This is a genomic window from Corynebacterium minutissimum (assembly GCF_000805675.1).
GTDB lineage: Bacteria > Actinomycetota > Actinomycetes > Mycobacteriales > Mycobacteriaceae > Corynebacterium > Corynebacterium minutissimum.
Window position 1 is genome coordinate 17570 of sequence record NZ_JSEF01000009.1, and the last position, 18322, is coordinate 35891.

Genomic DNA, 18322 nt, shown 5'->3' on the forward strand with positions numbered 1-18322 from the left:
TTTCGATACTCTTGGTGCCATGACTGAAACTGCCAAGAAGGTACTCCTGGCGGCTCCACGCGGCTACTGTGCCGGCGTCGACCGTGCAGTTGAGACTGTAGAAAAGGCGCTGGAGAAGTACGGCGCGCCCATCTACGTGCGCAAGCAAATTGTGCACAACCGCTTTGTCGTGGAATCGCTAGCCAAGCGTGGCGTCGTCTTCGTCGAGGAGGCCTCCGAGGCTCCCGAAGGCGCGCACTTGGTCTTCTCCGCCCACGGCATTGCCCCGAGCGTGCGTAAAGAAGCACAAGAGCGCAAGCAGCTGACGTTGGACGCCACGTGCCCGCTGGTGACCAAGGTCCACAAGGAAGCGCAGCGCTTTGAGCGCGATGGCTACCGCATTCTCCTCGTAGGCCACGAAGGGCATGAAGAGGTGGAAGGTACCGCCGGTGAGGCGCCGGATGTGACGCACTTGGTGGATGGTATCGAGGGCGTCGATAAGCTGCCTGATTTTCTGCAGAACGAGAAATTGATCTGGCTTTCCCAGACCACTTTGTCGGTGGATGAGACAATCGAGATTGTCAATAAGCTGCGCGAGCGTTTCCCGCACTTGGAGAACCCGCCGTCAGACGATATTTGTTACGCCACCCAGAACCGCCAGGAGTCGGTTAAGGCGATTGCCCCGAAGTGCGACCTCATGATTGTTGTCGGCTCCCAGAATTCCTCGAACTCCAAGCGCCTCGTTGAGGTAGCACTGGAGGCCGGCTCGACGGCGTCCTACCTCGTGGACTTTGCCTCCGAGATTGAGGAAGCATGGCTCGACGGCGTCAACACCGTGGGCGTGACCTGTGGCGCTTCTGTTCCGGAGCTGCTCGTGCGTGAGGTTCTAGAGTTCCTTGACGAGCGTGGCTATAGCGACGTGGAGCAGGTAACGACCTCGACGGAGACCATTACCTTCTCCCTGCCGCGCGATCTTCGTCCGGCACGTACTGGGCGCTAATTCTCTGCGTTAGTCCTCGTAGAGGTTTTCGTCGAGATTCTGCTGAGGGCGCCGCTGTGTGCGGCGCGCGTTCTCCGCAGATTCGGCCGCAGCGCGAAGGAAATCCTCGCGCTCATCGGTCTCGGGGGAAGCTTGACGGCGCTTTTCGCGTTCCTCTGCCTGCAGGCGCCGGCGCTCCTCGCGGTCGCGTTCACGAACACGGGTGTTCTCACGTGCCACTAGCTCTGCCACGGAGAGGCGCTCAGAGCGGTTGCGCTGGTCCGCGGCAAGGTCTGCACGGCGCTTCTGTTGGGCCTCAGCTTCGCGGCTCTTGGCGTGGTTGTTGCTGCGCCAGGCGCGCAACACTGCGAGAAGCGCACACGCCAGCACCGTCACGATGAGGACGGGAAAGTGTTGGACCAGGGGGAACGCAGAGGTCAGTAGCGCCGTCTTAGAAAACGGCGACGCACCTTCCGGCAACGCGGCGGTGGATGTGATGAAACCAGCACCGACGGTGCCGACCGCATAAAGTAGCGGCAAGCTGATGACCGTCATGTACAGGCCGCGGATCTCCACGAGCCACGTGACGGCGAGCGAACCAAGACCAAAAATCAGCGCAAAGGGCAATCCGACGCGGCCCAGCACGCCGGAGACTGCCATGGCCACGAGGACCACGACGAGCGCTACAAGAAGCGCTCGAACGGTGGGCATCCCGCGGCGGGGTGGGCGGCGACGATTTTTGGCAACTGACACGACGAGAGAGTTTACCGGGATCGGCGCCTGAAACGTTAGTCATTGTGGGCGCGCCGCGGCCATGACTCGACGCTGCGCGGTTCTCGGGGCTGGCGATCTACGCGGGCGGGGATGTCCATCTCCTTGAGCCGGCGGGCGGTGACACCGACGCGGGAATCCAGGCTGGCCAGACTGGCGTTATAGGCTTCGACGGCGCGTTCCAGGCCACGTCCCACCTTGTCATAGTGTTCGTTGAGTGTATTGAGCCGTGTATACAGCTCGCGCCCCAAACGTTGGACTTCTCGAGCTTTGTCGGAGATTTCTTCGTGCTGCCAGCTCACCGCCACGGTACGTAACAACGCAAAAAGCGTGCTCGGCGTAGCGATGACGATGTTGTGCTCGAAGGCGAACTCGAGCAACTCAGCATCAACGGTCAACGCCGCATCAACGAACGTGTCCGCGGGAACAAAAAGGACGACGAACTGAGGAGTGGGAGAGAAGGCTTCAACGTAGTCTTTGCCCGACAGGGCCTGCACATGGGCGCGCATGAGGTGGGCATGGCGCCGAAGGAAGCCAGCGCGATCCTCAGGGTCTTCGCTTTCTATGGCGTCGAGGTAAGCACTGAGCGGGACTTTGGCATCGACAACGATGCTGCGCCCGCCGGCTAAGTGAATAACCAGGTCGGGGCGCACAGCTGTGCCGTTGATATAGGCGGTGACCTGGGAATCGAAGTCCACGTGCTTGCGCATACCCCCGAGCTCAACGACACGCTCCAGCTGCACCTCGCCCCAGCGCCCGCGCACATTAGGTGAGCGCAACGCGCCAACGAGTTTGTCGGTGCGGTCAGACAAGCGCGTAGAGGTACGAGTAACTGCTTGGACCTGGCTGCTGAGCGCGGCAAGCGAGGTGGCGCGGTTTTCTTCAATCTCTTGGAGCTGAAGTCCCAGTCGGTCCATGGCCTTCTCCAGTGGCGCGAGCTCTGCCTGACGGCGTTGCGATTCCTGCAGGGCGCGGTGCTCTTCGGAGGGCTGGGAGGACTGCGTGGAGTAGGCGCGGGCCAGCCAGCCCAGAACAGCACCAATGATGAGGCCGAGGAAAAGGAGCAGCACGGGAAGAGTGGACGTCATGACTGTCATCATGGCATGCGCCGCGGACATGGACCGCTAGTCTTTATCCTTCGACTGCAACATGTGTTCGAGAGCCCCAATGGCGCGCTTGATTCCAGCGCGGGCGCCGCTTTCTCTCTCGCTTAGGTCCGCGTCGACATCGACTTTGCGGTCCAGCGGGCTGGTGCCGTCGGTCGCCACATCATCCGCAGCTCCCTCGGGTGCAATGTGGTCAGGGATGGACAGCCACTTTTCCCGTTTGCGGTCACCTTGTTCTTGGGTATAGCGCCCGATAAGGAATCCCGCCACGGTGGAGAACTGCAGGTCTTCTGCAGTGCGCTCGCCGGATTGCAGCATCATCATGTCCTGGAAGTAGCGGTAGACCACAGCGATGGTAGCCGCGGCCGGAACGGCGAGGAAGCCGCCGACGAGGCCGAAGAGGGCAGAGCCCACCGTGACCGATATAAGCACGATAACTGGGTGCAGGTTCATGGCCTTCGACTGCAACCAAGGAGAAAGCACATTGCCTTCGAGCTGCTGAACCAACAGGACAAGGCCGAGCACGAGAAGCGCCTTGGTGAATCCCAAAGACACCAGCGCGATGGTCACGGAGAGCGCACCGGCCACAATCGCGCCGACAAACGGGATAAACCCTGCAATAAACGTGATGATCGCTAGGGCCATGGCCAAAGGAACACCGATGAGCGCGAGGCCTAGACCGATAAAGACAGCATCAACGGCGGAAACCACCGCCTGCGCGCGCACGAAACCGCCAAGCGTTGTCCACACACGGGTGAGCAATTCAGTGAGGTGCCAGCCAGTACGGCGGCCGGTAGCATCACGCAACCAGGGCAGGAAGTTGTGGCCGTCCTTGAGGAAGAAGAAGGTAAGCACCACGATGATGAACAACGTCACCACGATGGACGTTGCCGTACCGATACCGGTGAACACGGAACCCGCGATGGAACCGGCTTGGCGCTGCAGCCACAAGGCGACTTCGTCGATATAGACACCGATTTCATCCGGGTCAAGGTTGAGCGGCGGACCCTGGGCCCACAGCTGCAGGCGTTGAATGCCTTCGACCGTCTGCAGGTACAGCGTCTGGGATTGCCGTGCGAAGTCAGGCGCGATGAATACAAAAAGTGAACCAACCGCGGTAAAGGACACCAAAATCGTGATCGCTGCCGCCAGCGCTGAGGGCAAACCTTTTCGGCGTAGAGCACTCGCTACAGGAGCCAGCACGGTACAAATGATCAGCGCGATGAGCACGGGCAAGATGCCGCGCCAAAAATTACCCAGCATCCGGAAGGAGGCATAAAGGAAAAGCCCGATGATGAACAGTCGCAGCGCCCACAGTGAGGCAGACTTGATAACCTCACCGACCACCACGGAGCGGTCCACTTGGTTGCCTGGGGGATGTGGGGAGACGTCGTCCAGCGTGGCGGCGTCGACAGAGTCGTCGAAGCGCCCGCCGAGCGCTGCCTCCGCAGCGGCGAGCTCGGGGGAGGAGTGCTGAGGGGTTGACTGATCGGAACTCACCCCACCATCTTGCCTTAAAAGATCCGGGGTGCGTTAGGATTGGCCCCGTGAGTCTTACACTAGGAATCGTCGGCCTGCCCAACGTGGGCAAGTCCACGTTGTTTAATGCCCTGACCCGTTCTGACATTCTGGCTGCGAACTACCCATTCGCCACCATCGAGCCGAATGTCGGCCTCGTTGAGCTTCCTGATTCCCGCCTGAACCGCCTGGCGGAGATCTTTAGCTCCGAGCGTATCCTTCCGGCCACCGTATCCTTCGTGGATATCGCCGGCATCGTCGAAGGCGCGTCCAAGGGTGAAGGTATGGGTAATGCCTTCCTGGCCAACATCCGTGAGGCAGACGCCATCTGCCAGGTGGTGCGTGCCTTCGCTGATGAAAACGTCATCCACGTCGATGGTGAAGTTAACCCGGCGCATGACATTTCTGTCATCAACACCGAACTCATCCTGGCGGACCTCCAGACCATTGAGAAAGCCTTGCCGCGTCTGGAGAAGGAAGCCAAGAAGAATAAGGAACTGACGGAGACTGTCGAGGAAACTAAGAAGGCGCAGGCCATCCTGGAGGATGACCGTACCCTTTTCGCGGCCTCGAAGAGCAATGAGATTGACCTAGCTCTGCTGCGCGAGCTGCACCTCATGACCGCGAAGCCTTTCCTGTACGTCTTCAATTCTGACGAAGCAGTGCTGACTGATGAGGCTAAGAAGGAAGAACTGCGCCAGTTAGTCGCGCCGGCGGAGTGCGTCTTCCTTGATGCCCAGACGGAGACCGAGCTTCTTGAGCTCGACGAGGCCGAGGCAATGGAATTGCTGGAATCGGTAGGCCAAGAGGAGCCCGGCTTGGCGACGTTGGCCAAGGCCGGTTTCGCCACCCTCGGCCTACAGACCTACCTGACCGCTGGCCCGAAGGAAGCCCGCGCATGGACCATCAAGCAGGGTTCTGCCGCACCTCAGGCAGCCGGTGTTATCCACACCGACTTTGAGAAGAAGTTCATTAAAGCTGAAATCGTCTCCTTCGACGACCTCGATGCCGCCGGTTCCATGGCCGAAGCCCGCAATGCCGGCAAGGTCCGCCAAGAGGGCAAGGAATACATCATGCAGGATGGCGACGTCTGCGACTTCAAGATTGGTGGTTAGCTAACCTTCCATCGCGGATTGCAGTACCGAGAGAACGGTGCGCCGAGCTTCGACATTCTCGAGGTGTGAATCCACGAGCGTGACGAGCGCCTCGAGGATAAGAAGAAAGGCGACACGTGAGGCATCCGCGAGTTCGGCACGAAAGGTGCCATCGGGGGAGGGAATAACCAGCGTGTAGGCGGAAAGCTCCGCCAGCGGCGAAGCGGTAAACGAGGTTAGCGCGATGATGGTCGCTCCCGTCTTTTCAGCCGCGGTGGCGGCGTTGAGCGTGAGCGTGGTAGCCCCAGAGCCGGAGATAACAAGACACACGCACTCGGAATCGAGTTGCGTTGCCGCAATGTGCTGGCCCATGGCCTCGCCCACAAACTCGGCCGGGCGCCCAATGCTGCTCAGCCGCAGTGCCGTGGTCTGCGCGAGAGGCGCCGATAGTCCGTTACCCACGACGAGGACGCGCTTGGCGCTCGATAATGCTGCCACTGTGGACGCCAGCTCTTGCTCATCGAGGAGTGCAGTCAGCCCCCGAAGATAGTTGCTGAAGGAGGCAATTTCGGCGGACATGCGGCCGACGTGGGTGGAGTCGGCGTCGGGAAGCGGCTGTGGCCGCTGAGCGATCTCCTGGGTGAGAGCCACACGCAGGTGCTGATAGCCGTCGTAGCCCAGTGCTTTCGCTGTGCGGATGACTGAAGTGCGGGAGGTACCGACCTTAGCCGCGAGCTGATCCGCCGTGGCGTGGAGGACAAAGTCCATGTCCTCCAAAATGGCTTGGGCCACGCGCTGCTCGATGGGCTGCAAGCTAGGCATGCGCGTAGTGATGTGTGCGGAAGGCGGGGCAGTATCAGTCATAGGGTCTGGGGATTTGGTTTAGGTGTATTTGGCTGCCATGATCCGGCGGCGAATGGCCCCGGAGATGGCGTCGATGGACATGGTGATGACAATGACGACTATAAGCAGCACGCCCACGACGTCCCACTGTCGGTACTGCGTATAGCCGGTCAACATGTCGCCGATACCACCCACTCCAATGAGGCCGAGAACGGCGGACGTACGTACGTTGATCTCAAAGCGATAGAGCGCCAGGGATGCTAATTCAGGTTGAACGATAGGCCACGTTCCCCAACGCACCATTTCTGCGAGGGTGCCGCCAGAGGCTTTGACGGCCTCAGCCGGGCCGGTCGGCGCGGTTTCGATGGCCTCATAGGTCCACTTGGCATGTGTACCGATACCACCGATCGCCAAGGCGAGCGCACCTGTAAAAGGAGTGAGTCCAGTGACTGTCAGAATAATGATGGCGATGATGATCTCCGGGACCGCGCGGATGATGGCGAAGAGCGCGCGCAGCGGCAGGCATACCCAGCCAGGGGAGACAGTGTTCGCGGCGAGGACGCCGAGGATTGTAGAAAGCACTACACCAAGAAGCGCGCCGATCCACGCCATGGCCACGGAGCGCCACGTCTGGAGGAGCGCTTCACCAAGCTTGGACCAGTCCGGGTTCGAGAACATGAGCACGAGGTAGTGCCAGATGTTGGCGGGGAGCTCTTTGAGCGCGGACAAGTTGACATCGATGTAGCCGAAAGACAGCGCAAGGATGACCAAAATTCCGGCCCACGCAGCCCTAACACCCCAGCTGTGGGAACGTGAAGGTAGCGCGGATGGTGCAGTTGCTGGAAGTGCAGTGCTCATCGCAACCTCTTTCGCAGGTTGACGGATACGACCTCGAGGGCGATGACGACGACGAGCAGCTCCAGCACGATGGCGGAAAGCGCATCATAGCGGTAGAAGCCGCGGACCTCATCGATGAGCAAGCCAATGCCACCCGCGCCCACGAGACCCAATACCGCGGAGATACGGACGTTGAGTTCGAGAGAGTAAATGACCTGGCTAGCAAAGGCAGGCCAGGTTTGTGGGAGAGCAGTCACGCGATTGATCTGATTCTGCGTACCACCAGCGGCGCGGCCGGCCTCCATGTAGGAGTCATCAGCGGAGTCGATCGCTTCAGAGACGAGCTTGACCACGATGCCGACGTCGAAAAGCACCAGCGTAATAATGCCCGGGAGGGCACCCACACCGAGCATTGCGACGAGAATGGTGGCGTACACGAGATCGGGCACCGCGCGGATAACGTTGACGATACCGCGCACGAGCGTGCGCCACGGCGTCGACGGATTCGTCGGGCGCGCGGCCCACAACGACAGCGGAAGAGCAATCACCGCGGAGATGGCGGCACCCACCACGGCCATGGCTAGGGTCTCGAGCAGAGGCTCCCACGTGCGCGGAAGGATCGACCAATCCGGGGTGAACATCTGCGCGAGCCTGTCGGCACCGTTGCGCCAGTTGCGTGCGATGTGACCCAGGTTGATGTCAATTCCGCCCCAGGCAGGGATGCACGTGGCGATGGTCAGCGCGATGAACGCGGCGAGCCCACCGAGAATGCCGGGCCAGTTGCGCTTACGAGGAGGAAGCACGGCTGTCATACTGCGCTCCCTTGGCTCCCCAGCTGGTCTTCCTCGCGGATCCGGCGGCCATAAATGGCCTCGAAATCCTCCACGGTGGACCCCTGGGCGGGGCCATCGAAGACGATTTTTCCATGCCGGATACCGATAATGCGGGTCGCGTAGTCCTGGGCCAGGTCCACAAGGTGCAGGTTCACCAATGTGGTGAGGTCACGCTCGGTATTGATGCGGCGTAGATCCTTCATGACGGAGTGCGCGGTAGGCGGGTCGAGGGACGCCACGGGTTCATCGGCCAACATAATGGCCGGCTTCTGAGAGAGGGCGCGGGCAATAGCCACGCGCTGCTTTTGACCACCAGACAAGGCGCCGGCCTTGTTCCACGCTTTGTCGAGGATGCCTACGGATTCCAACGCCTCGGCGATAATCGCTTTGTCCTCCGACGTAGAGATGCCCAGCAACGTGCGCCAGCCAGGGTTGTGGGAGAAGCGGCCAACGAGCACGTTGGCGAACACACTCGCGCGATCTGCCAGGTTGAACTCTTGGAAAATCATGCCGATGCGACCACGGAGTTTACGCAGCTGGGAGCCTTTCGCGGCGGAGATCTCGTGGGGACCAACGAAGATTTTTCCCGACGTCGGCTTAACGAGCCCGTTGATGCTGCGGATGAACGTGGACTTACCAGAACCCGAGAGACCGACGATGGCGACGAATTCACCGGGGGCGATGTCCACGGAGACGTCGTCAAGCGCCAGTGTTCCGTTGGGGTAGCGCACCGAGACATTCTCGAACCGAATGCCCCACGCCTTCTCCTCCGTCATGGGGAACCTTTCTGAGTGGGAAATGGGCAGTGGAGGAGCGCGAACCTACTGTGCGAAGCGCTCGTTGACCTTGCGCGCCATGTCGATGGATTCCTTCTTAGCCGGAACCCAGTCGGTGATATCGAAGATGGCGGACATCGTGTCTGGGTCGACCTCAGAGAAACCATCCATGAGTTCTGTGATTTCCTTGCGGCGCTCCTCTGGGACATCGTCCGAAATGACGACGCCGCCGTTGGGGTACATCTCGGTGTATCCGAAGACTACGAGCTTCTCATCCAAGTCAGGAGCCTCGGACGCGTCGATGGTGGAGCGTGCGTCCCAGAAGCTAAAGCCCACCTCAGCGTCGCCGTTGTAGACAGCCATGATGGAAGCATCGTTGGAGGTTACCGGGACCTTCTTGAGGCTATCGACGTCGATACCCTGGGACTCCATCGCCATGACGGGCAGCTGGTAGCCGGCCGGGGAGGTGGCGCCGAGCATAGCGACAGTGGTCTCACCATCGATCTTCTTCAGCGCCTCGAGGCCCTTCGGCCCCTGGCCCTTGTTCTCGTCTGCGGTGGCGGTGCCGTTGCAGTAGAGGTACTCGGCGCCGCTGGCAGCGTAGGTGGACTTGACTGGCTCATCTTCGCAGTACTTGTCCGGGTTGTTGGTAACGAACTGGCCGGCGTAGGAATCCGCACCGAAGCGCTCGTCCTGCAACACAGCGTGGGCGTCGTACATATCTTCAGCGGAGGCCAACTGTGCAGCGGAGGCGATGGCGATGTCAGCCTGGCCGGAGCCGATGGCCTCGACGGCGGCCTGGTAATCCTTGGTCACGACACCCTCAACCTCCACGCCGAGCTCCTCAGAGAGGTAATCGGTCAGCGGCTTCGCGGTGGTCACTAGGTCATTGACCTTCTCGTTTGGGATGAGCGCGAGGGTGAGCTTCTCATCGGAGCCCTTGGCAGAATCGGAACCGTTATCGGAGTCGGAAGAGCAGGCGGTGAGGGAGAGGGACAAGGTAAGGGCGGTGGCGGCAAGAGCGGTGAAACGGCGCATAATGAATGTCTTTCTGTTCGTGTGGGTTAAAGAGCGGAGGTCAGTTCGGGAAAGATGTCGGTGACGCGGGTGACGCGCCAAGTCGGGTCAGCCTCGGGGGAGGTTGCGAAGGGGGAGTCAACGAGCACGGTGCGTCCGCCTACGGCGGCCACGGGTGCGAGGTCAAACTCCCAAATATCGCCGAAGGAGATGAGGTGAGTCGGATCCGTGTCGGCGAGATCGGTGTCCAGGATGCGGGTAAGTCCTTCGGGTTTGCCCACCCTGGTGTAGACGGTGTCGAAGGACCTGTCGAGGCCCAGTGTGTGAAGGGCCGCGCTGAGACCAATCTCTGGAGAGTTAGTCGCCAGAATGGCGCGGCCGGGGTAGGAAGTAAGGAAGTCGGCAAGCCCCTCAGGGGCGGTGATACCGGTGTCGGCGAGGTTCTCCCGGGAAGCCAAATATGCCTCCTGGCAGGTCTCTTCCGGCACGTCGAGTTCGGCGGCGAGAGTGCGGACGAGGTGGTAACCGTCGCGTGCTGAGCCGACGTTATCGGAGTTCAGCAGCGCTTCGGCGTCTTGAGCAATGGATGGGTGCCCGGCTTTCTCTGCAATGAGGTGCGCATAGGCCAGAACGGGGCCGTGGCCAAGGCTGACGGTCCCGTCAAAATCGAAGAGAAGGACTGGGCGAGTTATGTCTGTGGACATAAAGTACAAACTAACGGCGGTTTATGTACTTCGCGACCGCACGCGGTAAACATTCAGTGAACAGTGCGTGCACATCTGGCTTTGGTACCCTAAGGGGCTGTAAAAATCTCTTCTCGAAGGCCGACATTATGTCTCTTCCCACCGAGCAGTTACTGCTCGAACGCTTTATGAAGCTCTCCATCGCTACTGCAGTGGCTACGATCGCGCTCAAGATTGTCGCTGCTGCGGTGACGGGATCGGTGGGTTTTCTTTCCGACGCCCTCGAATCCGGCGTTAACCTCGTCGCCGCCGTTGTGGGGTTTGTGGCTATCAAAATTGCGGCCAAGCCGGCGGACGCGAACCACCAGTTCGGCCACGGCAAGGCCGAATATGTTTCCGCGCTGGTGGAGGGTGCAATGATCTTCGTCGCTGCGGCGATGATTATCTATACGGCCATTCGCCGACTTCTGGAGCCGCAGCCGCTGGAGCAGCCTGGGCTTGGCCTTCTGCTCTCGCTCGTAGCCTCCTTGCTGAACTTGGGCGTGGGCCTTCTGCTGGTACGCGCGGGCAAGCAGCATCGTTCGGCCACCTTGCAGGCGGACGGAAAGCACCTGCTTACCGACGTCTGGACGTCCGTCGGCGTCCTCCTCGGCATCGCCGCGGTCAGCCTCACGGATTGGTTGTGGCTCGACCCAGTTATCGCGTTTGCCGTGGGCCTCAATATTTTGTGGACTGGCTACAAGCTGCTCAAAGAATCGTTGAGCTCCCTGTTGTCAGAGTCCCTGCCCAAGGAAGAACACGCGCAGCTCGATGCCCTCCTCAACGAACTGGAGGAGCACCATGACGTGGAATTTACCTCGCGCCGAACTGTTGCCTCGGGGCGCAACCGCTTGGTGTACCTCACGATGGATGTTCCCGGCCAGTGGACGGTACTGCACTCGCACACTATTGCCGACCGCATCGAGGACGCGATCGACGAGCTTTTCCCCGGCGCCGAGGTATTCATCCACGTTGAACCTGCCGGCACGGTTCATCGCCGCATTTTGCGAATGCCGTAACGCTTGCAGCTAACGCAAGCTGGCCACGCCGCGTCCGCCTTCCATTACCCACGGCCAACTCAGACCGTTCTTGGTGAGGACATTGACGCGGATCTCATCGGGGATAATCCAGTCCTTGTTGGCATAGCCCAGCAAATACTCGTCGAATGCCGGTAGCTCGACTCGTAGTTCCAGGGCGGTGCGGATGTCCTCCGCAGTGACGTCTTCCTGCCAAATGGCCATCCAGAAGTCTTGACCATCGTGGCGTGCCAAGTGAGCCTCTGCCGACTTCAAAGCTGTGGTGGCTTGAGTCTTGCTGAGCTTTGACCACGCTTGGAGGTCGGCTGCCGAGACCGGACCATGACCTGAGATGTACCGTTGGCCAAGTTCGTGAAGGGGATGCGCAGGCTCGTGCTGGGCAACGGGAAGTGCATCGACGTGAAGAAAGGTTTCCTGGTTGCCGTCCTTGGGGCCTTGGACAAGGTCACCTGCCCCGCCGAAGGCACGCAGTAAGTGGGAGCCGCGACCTTCTGTGGGATCCACGCCTGTCTCGGCGAAAAGCTCATAGACTTGCGCGCGGGTTAATGGTGTGGTCGCTGCGCTGTGGAGGGCTTCTGAGCACGCCTCAAACATCTCTTCGCTGAGTCCTAGGCTGGGGCGCCGAGACTTCTGGCTTGCGGCGATGCGGGGATACAGCAGGCGAGACATCCAGCGGACATCGGCAGCCGGCATGAAGTGCAACGTCCCTCGCTGCGGCCAGCAGCGCACCACGCGGTAGTTTGCGATTTCACCGAGCACCTCTTGATCAGTGCAGCCGGCGCGAAGGGCAAGTGCTGTGATGCCGGCATCGTAAGTCTGCCCCTGCAGAGCAAGGAGATGCTCAGCGACGTCCAGCGCTGAGGCGAGCGATGGCCGCGCGGCCGATGGCGCTAGCCCTTGGGCAATGAGCCGGCGTGCTAGGAGTTCGTCACGGGATAGTTCGTGCATGCCGTCAACCTTAAAGCCGGAAGGTCTTCATCAGCTGCATGCCGGTGGACACCAGCTGACGGAAGCGCTCCGGGGAGATGTACTCCGAGGGCGCAAGCGGGTGCAGGCGCTGCTCGGCCACGGTGCGCTCGTTGGCCCACAGGCGCATACCAGTGATGCCATGACGGTGGTTCAGGCCAGACTCCTTCACGCCGCCGCCGGGTGCCGCGATAGAGCCGTAAGCGGCGGCGAAGCCCTCGTTGATGTTGACCATGCCGGCTTCCAGCTGGGAGGCGACTTTCCACGCGCGGCGGGAGTTTCCGGACCATACGGAAGCCGACAATCCGTAGGTAGTGTCATTGGCGCGCTGGATGGCTTCGGCATCAGAGCTCACTGGGTACACAGCTAGGACTGGGCCGAAAGTCTCGGTGGCGTAGAGGTCCATCTCTGGGGTCACACCGGTGAGTACGGTGGGCTCGTAGAAGAAGGGCCCAAGGTCTGGGCGGGCTTTTCCGCCATATAGTACGGTGGCCCCTTTAGACACGGCATCCTCCACGTGGGCGGCGACTGTATCGAGCTGGCGCTGCGAGGTCAGCGAGCCGATGGTAGCGGCATCGGAGAAGGCAGCACCTAGAACCTGCTGGTCTAAAGCGTTCGTGAGTTCCGTTAGGAACTCGTCGAAGACGCTCTCGTGCACATAGGCTCGTTCGGCGGACATGCACAGCTGCCCGGAGGAGGAGAATGCGGTGCGCACGGCGCCCTGGGCGGTGGGCTTAAGGGGGGCGTCGTCAAGCACCAGCATCGGATTCTTGCCGCCCAGCTCCAGCATGGTGGGGATGAGGCGTCCGGCTGCCTGCTCGGCAATGGACTTGCCTGCCTTCGTCGAGCCAGTGAAGGACAGTCCATCGACGAGGGGTATGAGCGCATCGCCCACGTCCGCACCGTTTCCAGGAACCAGCTGCCAGGCGGCCTCCGGAAGACCCGCTTCGATTGCTAGACGTCTGAGCAGGATGGCGGTCAGCGTGGTTTGAGAATCCGGTTTGTGCACCACGGCATTGCCCGCAGAGAGCGCGGCCAGTACGTCGCCCACTCCGAGGGAGAGCGGATAGTTCCACGGCGAGATGAGTCCCACCACGCCCAGCGGGTAGTGCTGAGTACGGGTTGTCGTGAGCACAGGCAGCGCGCCCGGGTGGCGGTCCGCGCCGAAGGCCTTGCGGATGTTGACCGCGTAGAAGCGCGCGCAGTTATACAGATCCATGAGCTCGTCATAAGCGTGGGCGCGGGACTTGCCATTCTCTGCCTGAATGAGGTCGAGGATGAGCTCCTCGTTCTCGTGGACGAGGTCGTGCAGACGCAACAGGATGGCAGCCCGGTTGCCTTGGCCCACGCCAGCGCGGGCATACTCGACGGCCCGTTCCACGTCGTGCGCGGTAGCAGTAGGGAAGCTGAAAAGCTCCTCGCCAGTAAAAGGAGCGTGAGCGTGGTGCTCCTCGCCGGTGCCGCGGACATCGCGGGCTGGGTTGGTCTCAAGGAAATTCTGGACGCGCTGGGGCAGGCGGGTCTGGGTGAAGGTTTTCATGGTGACCATTGTCCCAAAAATATTTCGGACCGCTACATGTGTTTCGAGATTTGGCTCACAAAGCTAAATGTGAGTGGTTAGGATAACTTCATGGCAATCCTTTCCACTATCCCCAGTCGGGACGTTCGTTCAGCGATAGAACCACTCGTGCGTTCTGGTAAGCACCCGGCTCCCTGTGGAGTCATTGACCTTGAGGCGTTTGATTACAACGCCCAGCAGATGCCGCAGCGCGCCGGGGGACTACCTATTCGCGTTGCCTCCAAATCCGTACGCAGCGTGGCGGCCCTACGCCGAGCCCTTTCATACGATGGTTACCAGGGAATTCTTGCCTACTCAGTACCCGAAGCGCTTCACCTTGTGGCAGAAGGTTTTAGGGATATTGTCGTGGCCTACCCGAGCGTGAATCGGAAGGCCTTAGCAGAGCTTGCTGCCTCCGACACCGCGCGCGAGGCTGTCACGATCATGGTGGATAGCGTTGAGCTCCTTGAGCTGCTTCCAGGCCCTGTGAAGGTGGCCATTGATATCGATTGCACGCTCCACCTGCCGGGTGCTGTAGTGGGCCCGCGTCGCTCGCCCATACGGGAACCGGAACAGGTCACGGAACTTGCTCGGGATATCATTCGCCGTGGTCATCGGCTGGTAGGACTCATGGCCTATGAAGGGCAGGTGGCATCCGTTGCGGATGGCTTGCCTGGCCCGGTAGGTGCGGTGAAGCGGTGGCTGCGAACGCGTTCCATGGCAGACCTGGCACCGCGTCGCCGCGCATGTGTGGAAGCTGCGCGGGCGGTTGCGGATATTGAATTCGTCAACGGGGGCGGCACCGGCAGCCTCAAAGAATCTGCGGCGGAAGGAACTCTGACCGAGCTTGCCGCAGGTTCGGGCTTTTACACGCCCGCGATCTTCGATGACTTCACCGGCATCAACCATAAAGCGGCAGCGTTCTTCGTCTGCCAGGTCTCCCGCGTTCCCGCGCCGGGCTGGGCCACGGTCAACTCCGGCGGCTGGATTGCCTCCGGGCCACCCGCGAAGGATCGCGTTCCGGTTCCCGTGTGGCCAACAGGGCTGAGCTACTCCAGCACCGAAGGCGCCGGGGAGGTGCAGACACCTCTCCGAGGCGTGGATATGCACGTCGAGGACCTGGTGTGGTTCCGCCATGCCAAGGCCGGAGAAATGACAGAAAACGTTGACTACCTTCTAGCCGTCGGGCCTGACGGCGTTGATGTCTGGGACACCTATAGAGGACAAGGATGGACACTGCGATGACCACATTCACAAACTGGGCCGGCTCGGTCACAACGAAACCGGCGGAATTCCTCCAGCCCACGCGTCTTGATGAGATACCAGACATCATTACTCGTTCCCGCAGCGTGCGTGCAGTGGGCGCCGGTCACTCCTTCACGCCTATAGCGGCGGGGGAGGAGACGATGCTCAATCTGGATCACGTGAGTGGGCTGGTGGGCGTCGATAAGCAGCGCAAGCGTGTCCGTTTCCTGGCGGGTACTCGGTTACGTGATGTCCCAGCCCTTCTGCGTCCCTATGGGTTGGCGCTGGCCAATCAGGGCGATGTGGACCCGCAATCGCTGGCAGGCGCGATTTCGACCTCGACCCACGGCACCGGCATCAATTATACGGGCTTTGCGGGGACAGTCACTGGGCTGACGCTTATCGACGCCGACGGCAACACCCGCGCCTACTCCATCGACGAAGACCCAGAACTCCTTCGGCTCGTGGTCGTCAGCGTGGGCGCGCTCGGCGTGGTTGTCGAAGTCGAGATGCAATGTGTGGATGCCTTCGACCTGCTGGCAGAAGAGTCAGGTATTGCCTTTGATGAGTTAATGGATAATTGGGAGGAGCTCTCCCGGGGCGTCGACCACTTCGAGTCCTACTGGTTCCCGCATACTGACCGCGCGATGGTCAAGGCCAACACGCGCCTCGAACCGAACGGGGAGCGCCGTTCACGTCTCAAGGCGCTTGTCGACGACGAGCTCATCGGCAACGGCGCCTTCGCCGCGGCCTTGGCGCTGGGCCGTCTCATTCCGGGGACTATCCCGACACTCAACAAGTTCGCCACCTCGGTCATCTCGAATAACCGCTACCGTTCCGCCGCCCACGACGTGTTCGTCAGCCCGCGCCGGGTTCGCTTCCACGAGATGGAGTACGCCGTGCCGCTTGCCGACGGCCCCGCGACCGTCCGCGAAATCCGTCGCTTCATCGACGAGCAGAATTGGCTCATTGGATTTCCAATGGAGCTGCGCACGACGGCCGCGGATGACGTTGCCCTGTCGACAGCATCGGGCCGCGAATCGATGTACATTGCCTTCCACATTCCACGTGCGCTCAACCCGCAGGATTACATGCCCAAGCTGGAGCCTATTCTCCGCGCAGCCGGTGGGCGCCCGCACTGGGGCAAGATGAACTCCCTGTCCCGAAACGATTTTTCTCAACTTTATACAAGATTTGATGAGTTCTGCGAGCTGCGTGAAAAGATGGACCCAGAGTGGAAATTTGGCTCTCCGTACCTGCGGAAACTGTTCGGATAGGGGCGTCGTCAAGCAGGGCATAGATGCAAAATTGGATTCGAATGTATCTCTGATCTTTGGTAGCGTGTGGAAGTCTTAATTCCATAACGCTGTCGAAGAAGGTGTCTCAAACGTCCTCTGAATCCCGTTCCCTCATCACGCCGACATTTGTGTTTGCGTGGTTGGTAAATTTCGCCCAATTTACGGTCTTCTATCTGCTCGTGACCATCATGGCACTCTATGCTGTCGAGCAATTCCAGGCTTCGGATACGGCGGGCGGGTTTGCCTCAAGCGCCTTCGTGGTGGGGGCGACGATTGCCCGCCTCTTCTCGGGCTACATTGTGGATGCTGTTGGGCGGAAGCGATCGCTGGTGACCTCGCTCATCGTTGTAGCTGTGGCGATGGCGCTGTATTTCCCGGCCCAGTCTCTGCCTCTGTTGTTTGCTGTCCGCATCTTGCACGGCTTCGGATATGCGGTGGCGTCGACGGCTGTGATGGCCGTGGCGCAATCGGTTATCCCGGACCATCGCCGCGCTGAGGGAACCGGATACTTCGCCTTGGGCACGACGCTGGCTACAGCTTTTGGTCCGGCGGCAGGCCTAGCGATTGTCCACAACGCTGGCTACAATTCCGTGTTTCTCGTGGCGCTGACGCTCACGGTAGTCGCTTTGGGACTGGGGCTCATCGTCAAGGCGCCCGCGCAGGAGCACCGTAGTGTCTCCTTCTCGTTGGGGAATATTATGCACCCAGCAGTGGCACCTTTTGGCGTGTTCATTCTTCTGGTCGGTGTTGCCTATACAGGAATCATTACCTTCCTGAATGGTTACTCCTCTCACGCTGGCCTGGAGAAGGGCGCTAGCTACTTCTTCTTGGCTTATGCGGTGGTGAGCCTCATCCTGCGATTTGTACTGGGTAAACTGCAGGACCGCCGGGGTGACAACATCATCATCTATTCTTCACTCATTTTCTTTATTGCCGGCCTGGCTGTCCTGGCCTCAGCTAGTGCTGATTGGCAGATTATTGCTGCGGGCGCCTTGGTGGGAATCGGATACGGCTCTATCCTTCCGGCGGGCCAGGCTATCGCCGTGCGCTTGGTTCCCATGCATGAGATGGGGGCGGGGATCTCGACCTTCTTTTTGCTGCTGGACGTCGGTATTGGTTTCGGTCCGATTCTGTTGGGTCAGGTTATCTCTGCGACAGGTTACTCCGCCATGTACTGGTTGCTGGCGGGTTTGATGCTGGTGGCCTCGGTGGTCTATTTCTTCGTTCACGGGCGCAAGGACATCGCGCGCGGTGATGTGCGGTACGAATAGGTTTTCGTTACCAGACTCAATCGAATTAAGTATTCCGGGAACTATATAGGAACACCCCCGGGGAATCCCCCTCTTGACGGTAATGCCCCGCATATTTAACGTGAGATGCACATCACACAAGTGGCCCTGACATCACCGCGTCCTCAGGACGGATCGAGTAACCGACCGGGCTGAACAAGCCCCAAAGCACTCACCAGCCAAACGATGCGGGTAAAGTTCGCAGGAGCCGTCCTTGCCACCGTTATCAAGCTGAGGAATTTTGGGTAGTCTCTGGTTTTCGATTTTCATCTTGGTTTGTGCCACCGTTCTTTGTGTTACTGCCATACCGGCTGCGCATAATCTTGGAACAAATCACCCTTTGGTCGAGCACCGGTCTGCAGCCGCGGTGTGGTGGTTCTTTATAGCGACTCTTTCCTACGCAGCCGCGTGCACTGTGCTAGTGCTGCAGCTGCCGCGGGCGGTAGCAATCGGT

The 18322-nt window shown here is 60.3% G+C and carries 17 protein-coding genes; 6 read left to right on the top strand and 11 right to left on the bottom strand.

Annotated features, from left to right (window positions below; all coding sequences use genetic code 11):
• Positions 1–19 precede the first annotated feature (19 nt).
• Positions 20–979: a 4-hydroxy-3-methylbut-2-enyl diphosphate reductase gene (locus NX84_RS05645; protein WP_174519892.1), complete on the top strand. Its 960-nt coding sequence runs from the start codon at positions 20–22 to the stop codon at positions 977–979.
• A 9-nt stretch (positions 980–988) separates the two neighbouring features.
• On the opposite strand, the gene NX84_RS05650 is transcribed toward NX84_RS05645, so the two are convergent.
• The 3 genes from NX84_RS05650 to NX84_RS05660 are packed head-to-tail and all read right to left on the bottom strand — an operon-like array spanning position 989 to position 4335.
• Positions 989–1711 (bottom strand): DUF6542 domain-containing protein, encoded by a 723-nt coding sequence (locus tag NX84_RS05650; RefSeq protein ID WP_231913689.1) that lies wholly within the window; start codon positions 1709–1711, stop codon positions 989–991.
• 35 nt (positions 1712–1746) lie between these two features.
• Positions 1747–2847 (bottom strand): DNA recombination protein RmuC, encoded by a 1101-nt coding sequence (locus tag NX84_RS05655; RefSeq protein WP_231913688.1) that lies wholly within the window; start codon positions 2845–2847, stop codon positions 1747–1749.
• 6 nt (positions 2848–2853) lie between these two features.
• On the bottom strand, positions 2854–4335 hold the full coding sequence (locus NX84_RS05660) for an AI-2E family transporter (RefSeq protein ID WP_039674737.1): 1482 nt from the start codon (positions 4333–4335) through the stop codon (positions 2854–2856).
• Between the two features lie 47 nt (positions 4336–4382).
• Between NX84_RS05660 and ychF the strand changes: the two genes are divergently transcribed.
• Positions 4383–5468 (top strand): redox-regulated ATPase YchF, encoded by a 1086-nt coding sequence (gene ychF / locus NX84_RS05665; protein WP_039674739.1) that lies wholly within the window; start codon positions 4383–4385, stop codon positions 5466–5468.
• On the opposite strand, the gene NX84_RS05670 is transcribed toward ychF, so the two are convergent.
• The 6 genes from NX84_RS05670 to NX84_RS05695 are packed head-to-tail and all read right to left on the bottom strand — an operon-like array spanning position 5469 to position 10457.
• Positions 5469–6311 (bottom strand): MurR/RpiR family transcriptional regulator, encoded by an 843-nt coding sequence (locus NX84_RS05670; RefSeq protein WP_039674741.1) that lies wholly within the window; start codon positions 6309–6311, stop codon positions 5469–5471. It abuts the gene before it with no gap.
• An 18-nt stretch (positions 6312–6329) separates the two neighbouring features.
• Complete coding sequence (gene phnE / locus NX84_RS05675; RefSeq protein WP_039674743.1) at positions 6330–7148, bottom strand: phosphonate ABC transporter, permease protein PhnE; 819 nt, start codon at positions 7146–7148, stop codon at positions 6330–6332.
• Positions 7145–7939: a phosphonate ABC transporter, permease protein PhnE gene (gene phnE, locus NX84_RS05680; protein ID WP_039674744.1), complete on the bottom strand. Its 795-nt coding sequence runs from the start codon at positions 7937–7939 to the stop codon at positions 7145–7147. The genes phnE (NX84_RS05675) and phnE (NX84_RS05680) overlap by 4 nt, the downstream gene beginning before the upstream one ends.
• Positions 7936–8736 (bottom strand): phosphonate ABC transporter ATP-binding protein, encoded by an 801-nt coding sequence (gene phnC, locus NX84_RS05685; protein ID WP_039674745.1) that lies wholly within the window; start codon positions 8734–8736, stop codon positions 7936–7938. Before phnC ends, phnE (NX84_RS05680) begins: the two co-directional genes overlap by 4 nt.
• Positions 8737–8781: 45 nt before the next feature.
• A complete protein-coding gene (locus tag NX84_RS05690; RefSeq protein ID WP_039674746.1) occupies positions 8782–9774 on the bottom strand; it encodes a phosphate/phosphite/phosphonate ABC transporter substrate-binding protein in 993 nt (330 codons plus the stop codon).
• Positions 9775–9800: 26 nt separating this feature from the next.
• Positions 9801–10457, bottom strand: coding sequence for an HAD family hydrolase (locus NX84_RS05695; RefSeq protein WP_052319685.1), 657 nt, complete (start codon positions 10455–10457; stop codon positions 9801–9803).
• Positions 10458–10585: 128 nt separating this feature from the next.
• On the opposite strand from NX84_RS05695, the gene NX84_RS05700 reads away from it, so the two are divergent.
• On the top strand, positions 10586–11494 hold the full coding sequence (locus NX84_RS05700) for a cation diffusion facilitator family transporter (RefSeq protein ID WP_231913686.1): 909 nt from the start codon (positions 10586–10588) through the stop codon (positions 11492–11494).
• A 9-nt stretch (positions 11495–11503) separates the two neighbouring features.
• On the opposite strand, the gene NX84_RS05705 is transcribed toward NX84_RS05700, so the two are convergent.
• Together NX84_RS05705 and NX84_RS05710 are read right to left on the bottom strand one after the other, a co-directional pair.
• Positions 11504–12460 carry a winged helix DNA-binding domain-containing protein gene (locus NX84_RS05705; protein WP_039674748.1) on the bottom strand — a complete coding sequence of 319 codons (957 nt, stop codon included), beginning with the start codon at positions 12458–12460 and terminating at the stop codon, positions 11504–11506.
• A 10-nt stretch (positions 12461–12470) separates the two neighbouring features.
• Positions 12471–14018, bottom strand: a complete 1548-nt coding sequence (locus tag NX84_RS05710) for a succinic semialdehyde dehydrogenase (protein WP_039674861.1) — start codon at positions 14016–14018, stop codon at positions 12471–12473.
• A 90-nt stretch (positions 14019–14108) separates the two neighbouring features.
• Here NX84_RS05710 and NX84_RS05715 point away from each other — a divergent pair, with 90 nt between their 5' ends.
• The 3 genes from NX84_RS05715 to NX84_RS05725 all read left to right on the top strand — a co-directional run bounded on the left by NX84_RS05715 (position 14109) and on the right by NX84_RS05725 (position 17850).
• Positions 14109–15281 carry an alanine racemase gene (locus NX84_RS05715; RefSeq protein WP_039674750.1) on the top strand — a complete coding sequence of 391 codons (1173 nt, stop codon included), beginning with the start codon at positions 14109–14111 and terminating at the stop codon, positions 15279–15281.
• Complete coding sequence (locus tag NX84_RS05720) at positions 15266–16558, top strand: D-arabinono-1,4-lactone oxidase (protein WP_174519891.1); 1293 nt, start codon at positions 15266–15268, stop codon at positions 16556–16558. Before NX84_RS05715 ends, NX84_RS05720 begins: the two co-directional genes overlap by 16 nt.
• A 101-nt stretch (positions 16559–16659) precedes the next feature.
• Positions 16660–17850: an MFS transporter gene (locus NX84_RS05725; RefSeq protein ID WP_039674753.1), complete on the top strand. Its 1191-nt coding sequence runs from the start codon at positions 16660–16662 to the stop codon at positions 17848–17850.
• Positions 17851–18322: the final 472 nt, after the last annotated feature.

Excerpts from the sequence above, each read along its gene's own strand:
- NX84_RS05715 (WP_039674750.1), top strand. The coding sequence starts at position 14,109 with ATGGCAATCCTTTCCACTATCCCCAGTCGGGACGTTCGTTCAGCGATA.
- NX84_RS05710 (WP_039674861.1), bottom strand. The coding sequence starts at position 14,018 with ATGAAAACCTTCACCCAGACCCGCCTGCCCCAGCGCGTCCAGAATTTC.
- NX84_RS05695 (WP_052319685.1), bottom strand. The coding sequence starts at position 10,457 with ATGTCCACAGACATAACTCGCCCAGTCCTTCTCTTCGATTTTGACGGG.
- NX84_RS05720 (WP_174519891.1), top strand. The coding sequence starts at position 15,266 with ATGGACACTGCGATGACCACATTCACAAACTGGGCCGGCTCGGTCACA.
- NX84_RS05645 (WP_174519892.1), top strand. The coding sequence starts at position 20 with ATGACTGAAACTGCCAAGAAGGTACTCCTGGCGGCTCCACGCGGCTAC.
- NX84_RS05670 (WP_039674741.1), bottom strand. The coding sequence starts at position 6,311 with ATGACTGATACTGCCCCGCCTTCCGCACACATCACTACGCGCATGCCT.
- phnE (WP_039674744.1), bottom strand. The coding sequence starts at position 7,939 with ATGACAGCCGTGCTTCCTCCTCGTAAGCGCAACTGGCCCGGCATTCTC.
- NX84_RS05705 (WP_039674748.1), bottom strand. The coding sequence starts at position 12,460 with ATGCACGAACTATCCCGTGACGAACTCCTAGCACGCCGGCTCATTGCC.
- phnC (WP_039674745.1), bottom strand. The coding sequence starts at position 8,736 with ATGACGGAGGAGAAGGCGTGGGGCATTCGGTTCGAGAATGTCTCGGTG.
- NX84_RS05690 (WP_039674746.1), bottom strand. The coding sequence starts at position 9,774 with ATGCGCCGTTTCACCGCTCTTGCCGCCACCGCCCTTACCTTGTCCCTC.
- phnE (WP_039674743.1), bottom strand. The coding sequence starts at position 7,148 with ATGAGCACTGCACTTCCAGCAACTGCACCATCCGCGCTACCTTCACGT.
- NX84_RS05655 (WP_231913688.1), bottom strand. The coding sequence starts at position 2,847 with ATGTCCGCGGCGCATGCCATGATGACAGTCATGACGTCCACTCTTCCC.
- NX84_RS05700 (WP_231913686.1), top strand. The coding sequence starts at position 10,586 with ATGTCTCTTCCCACCGAGCAGTTACTGCTCGAACGCTTTATGAAGCTC.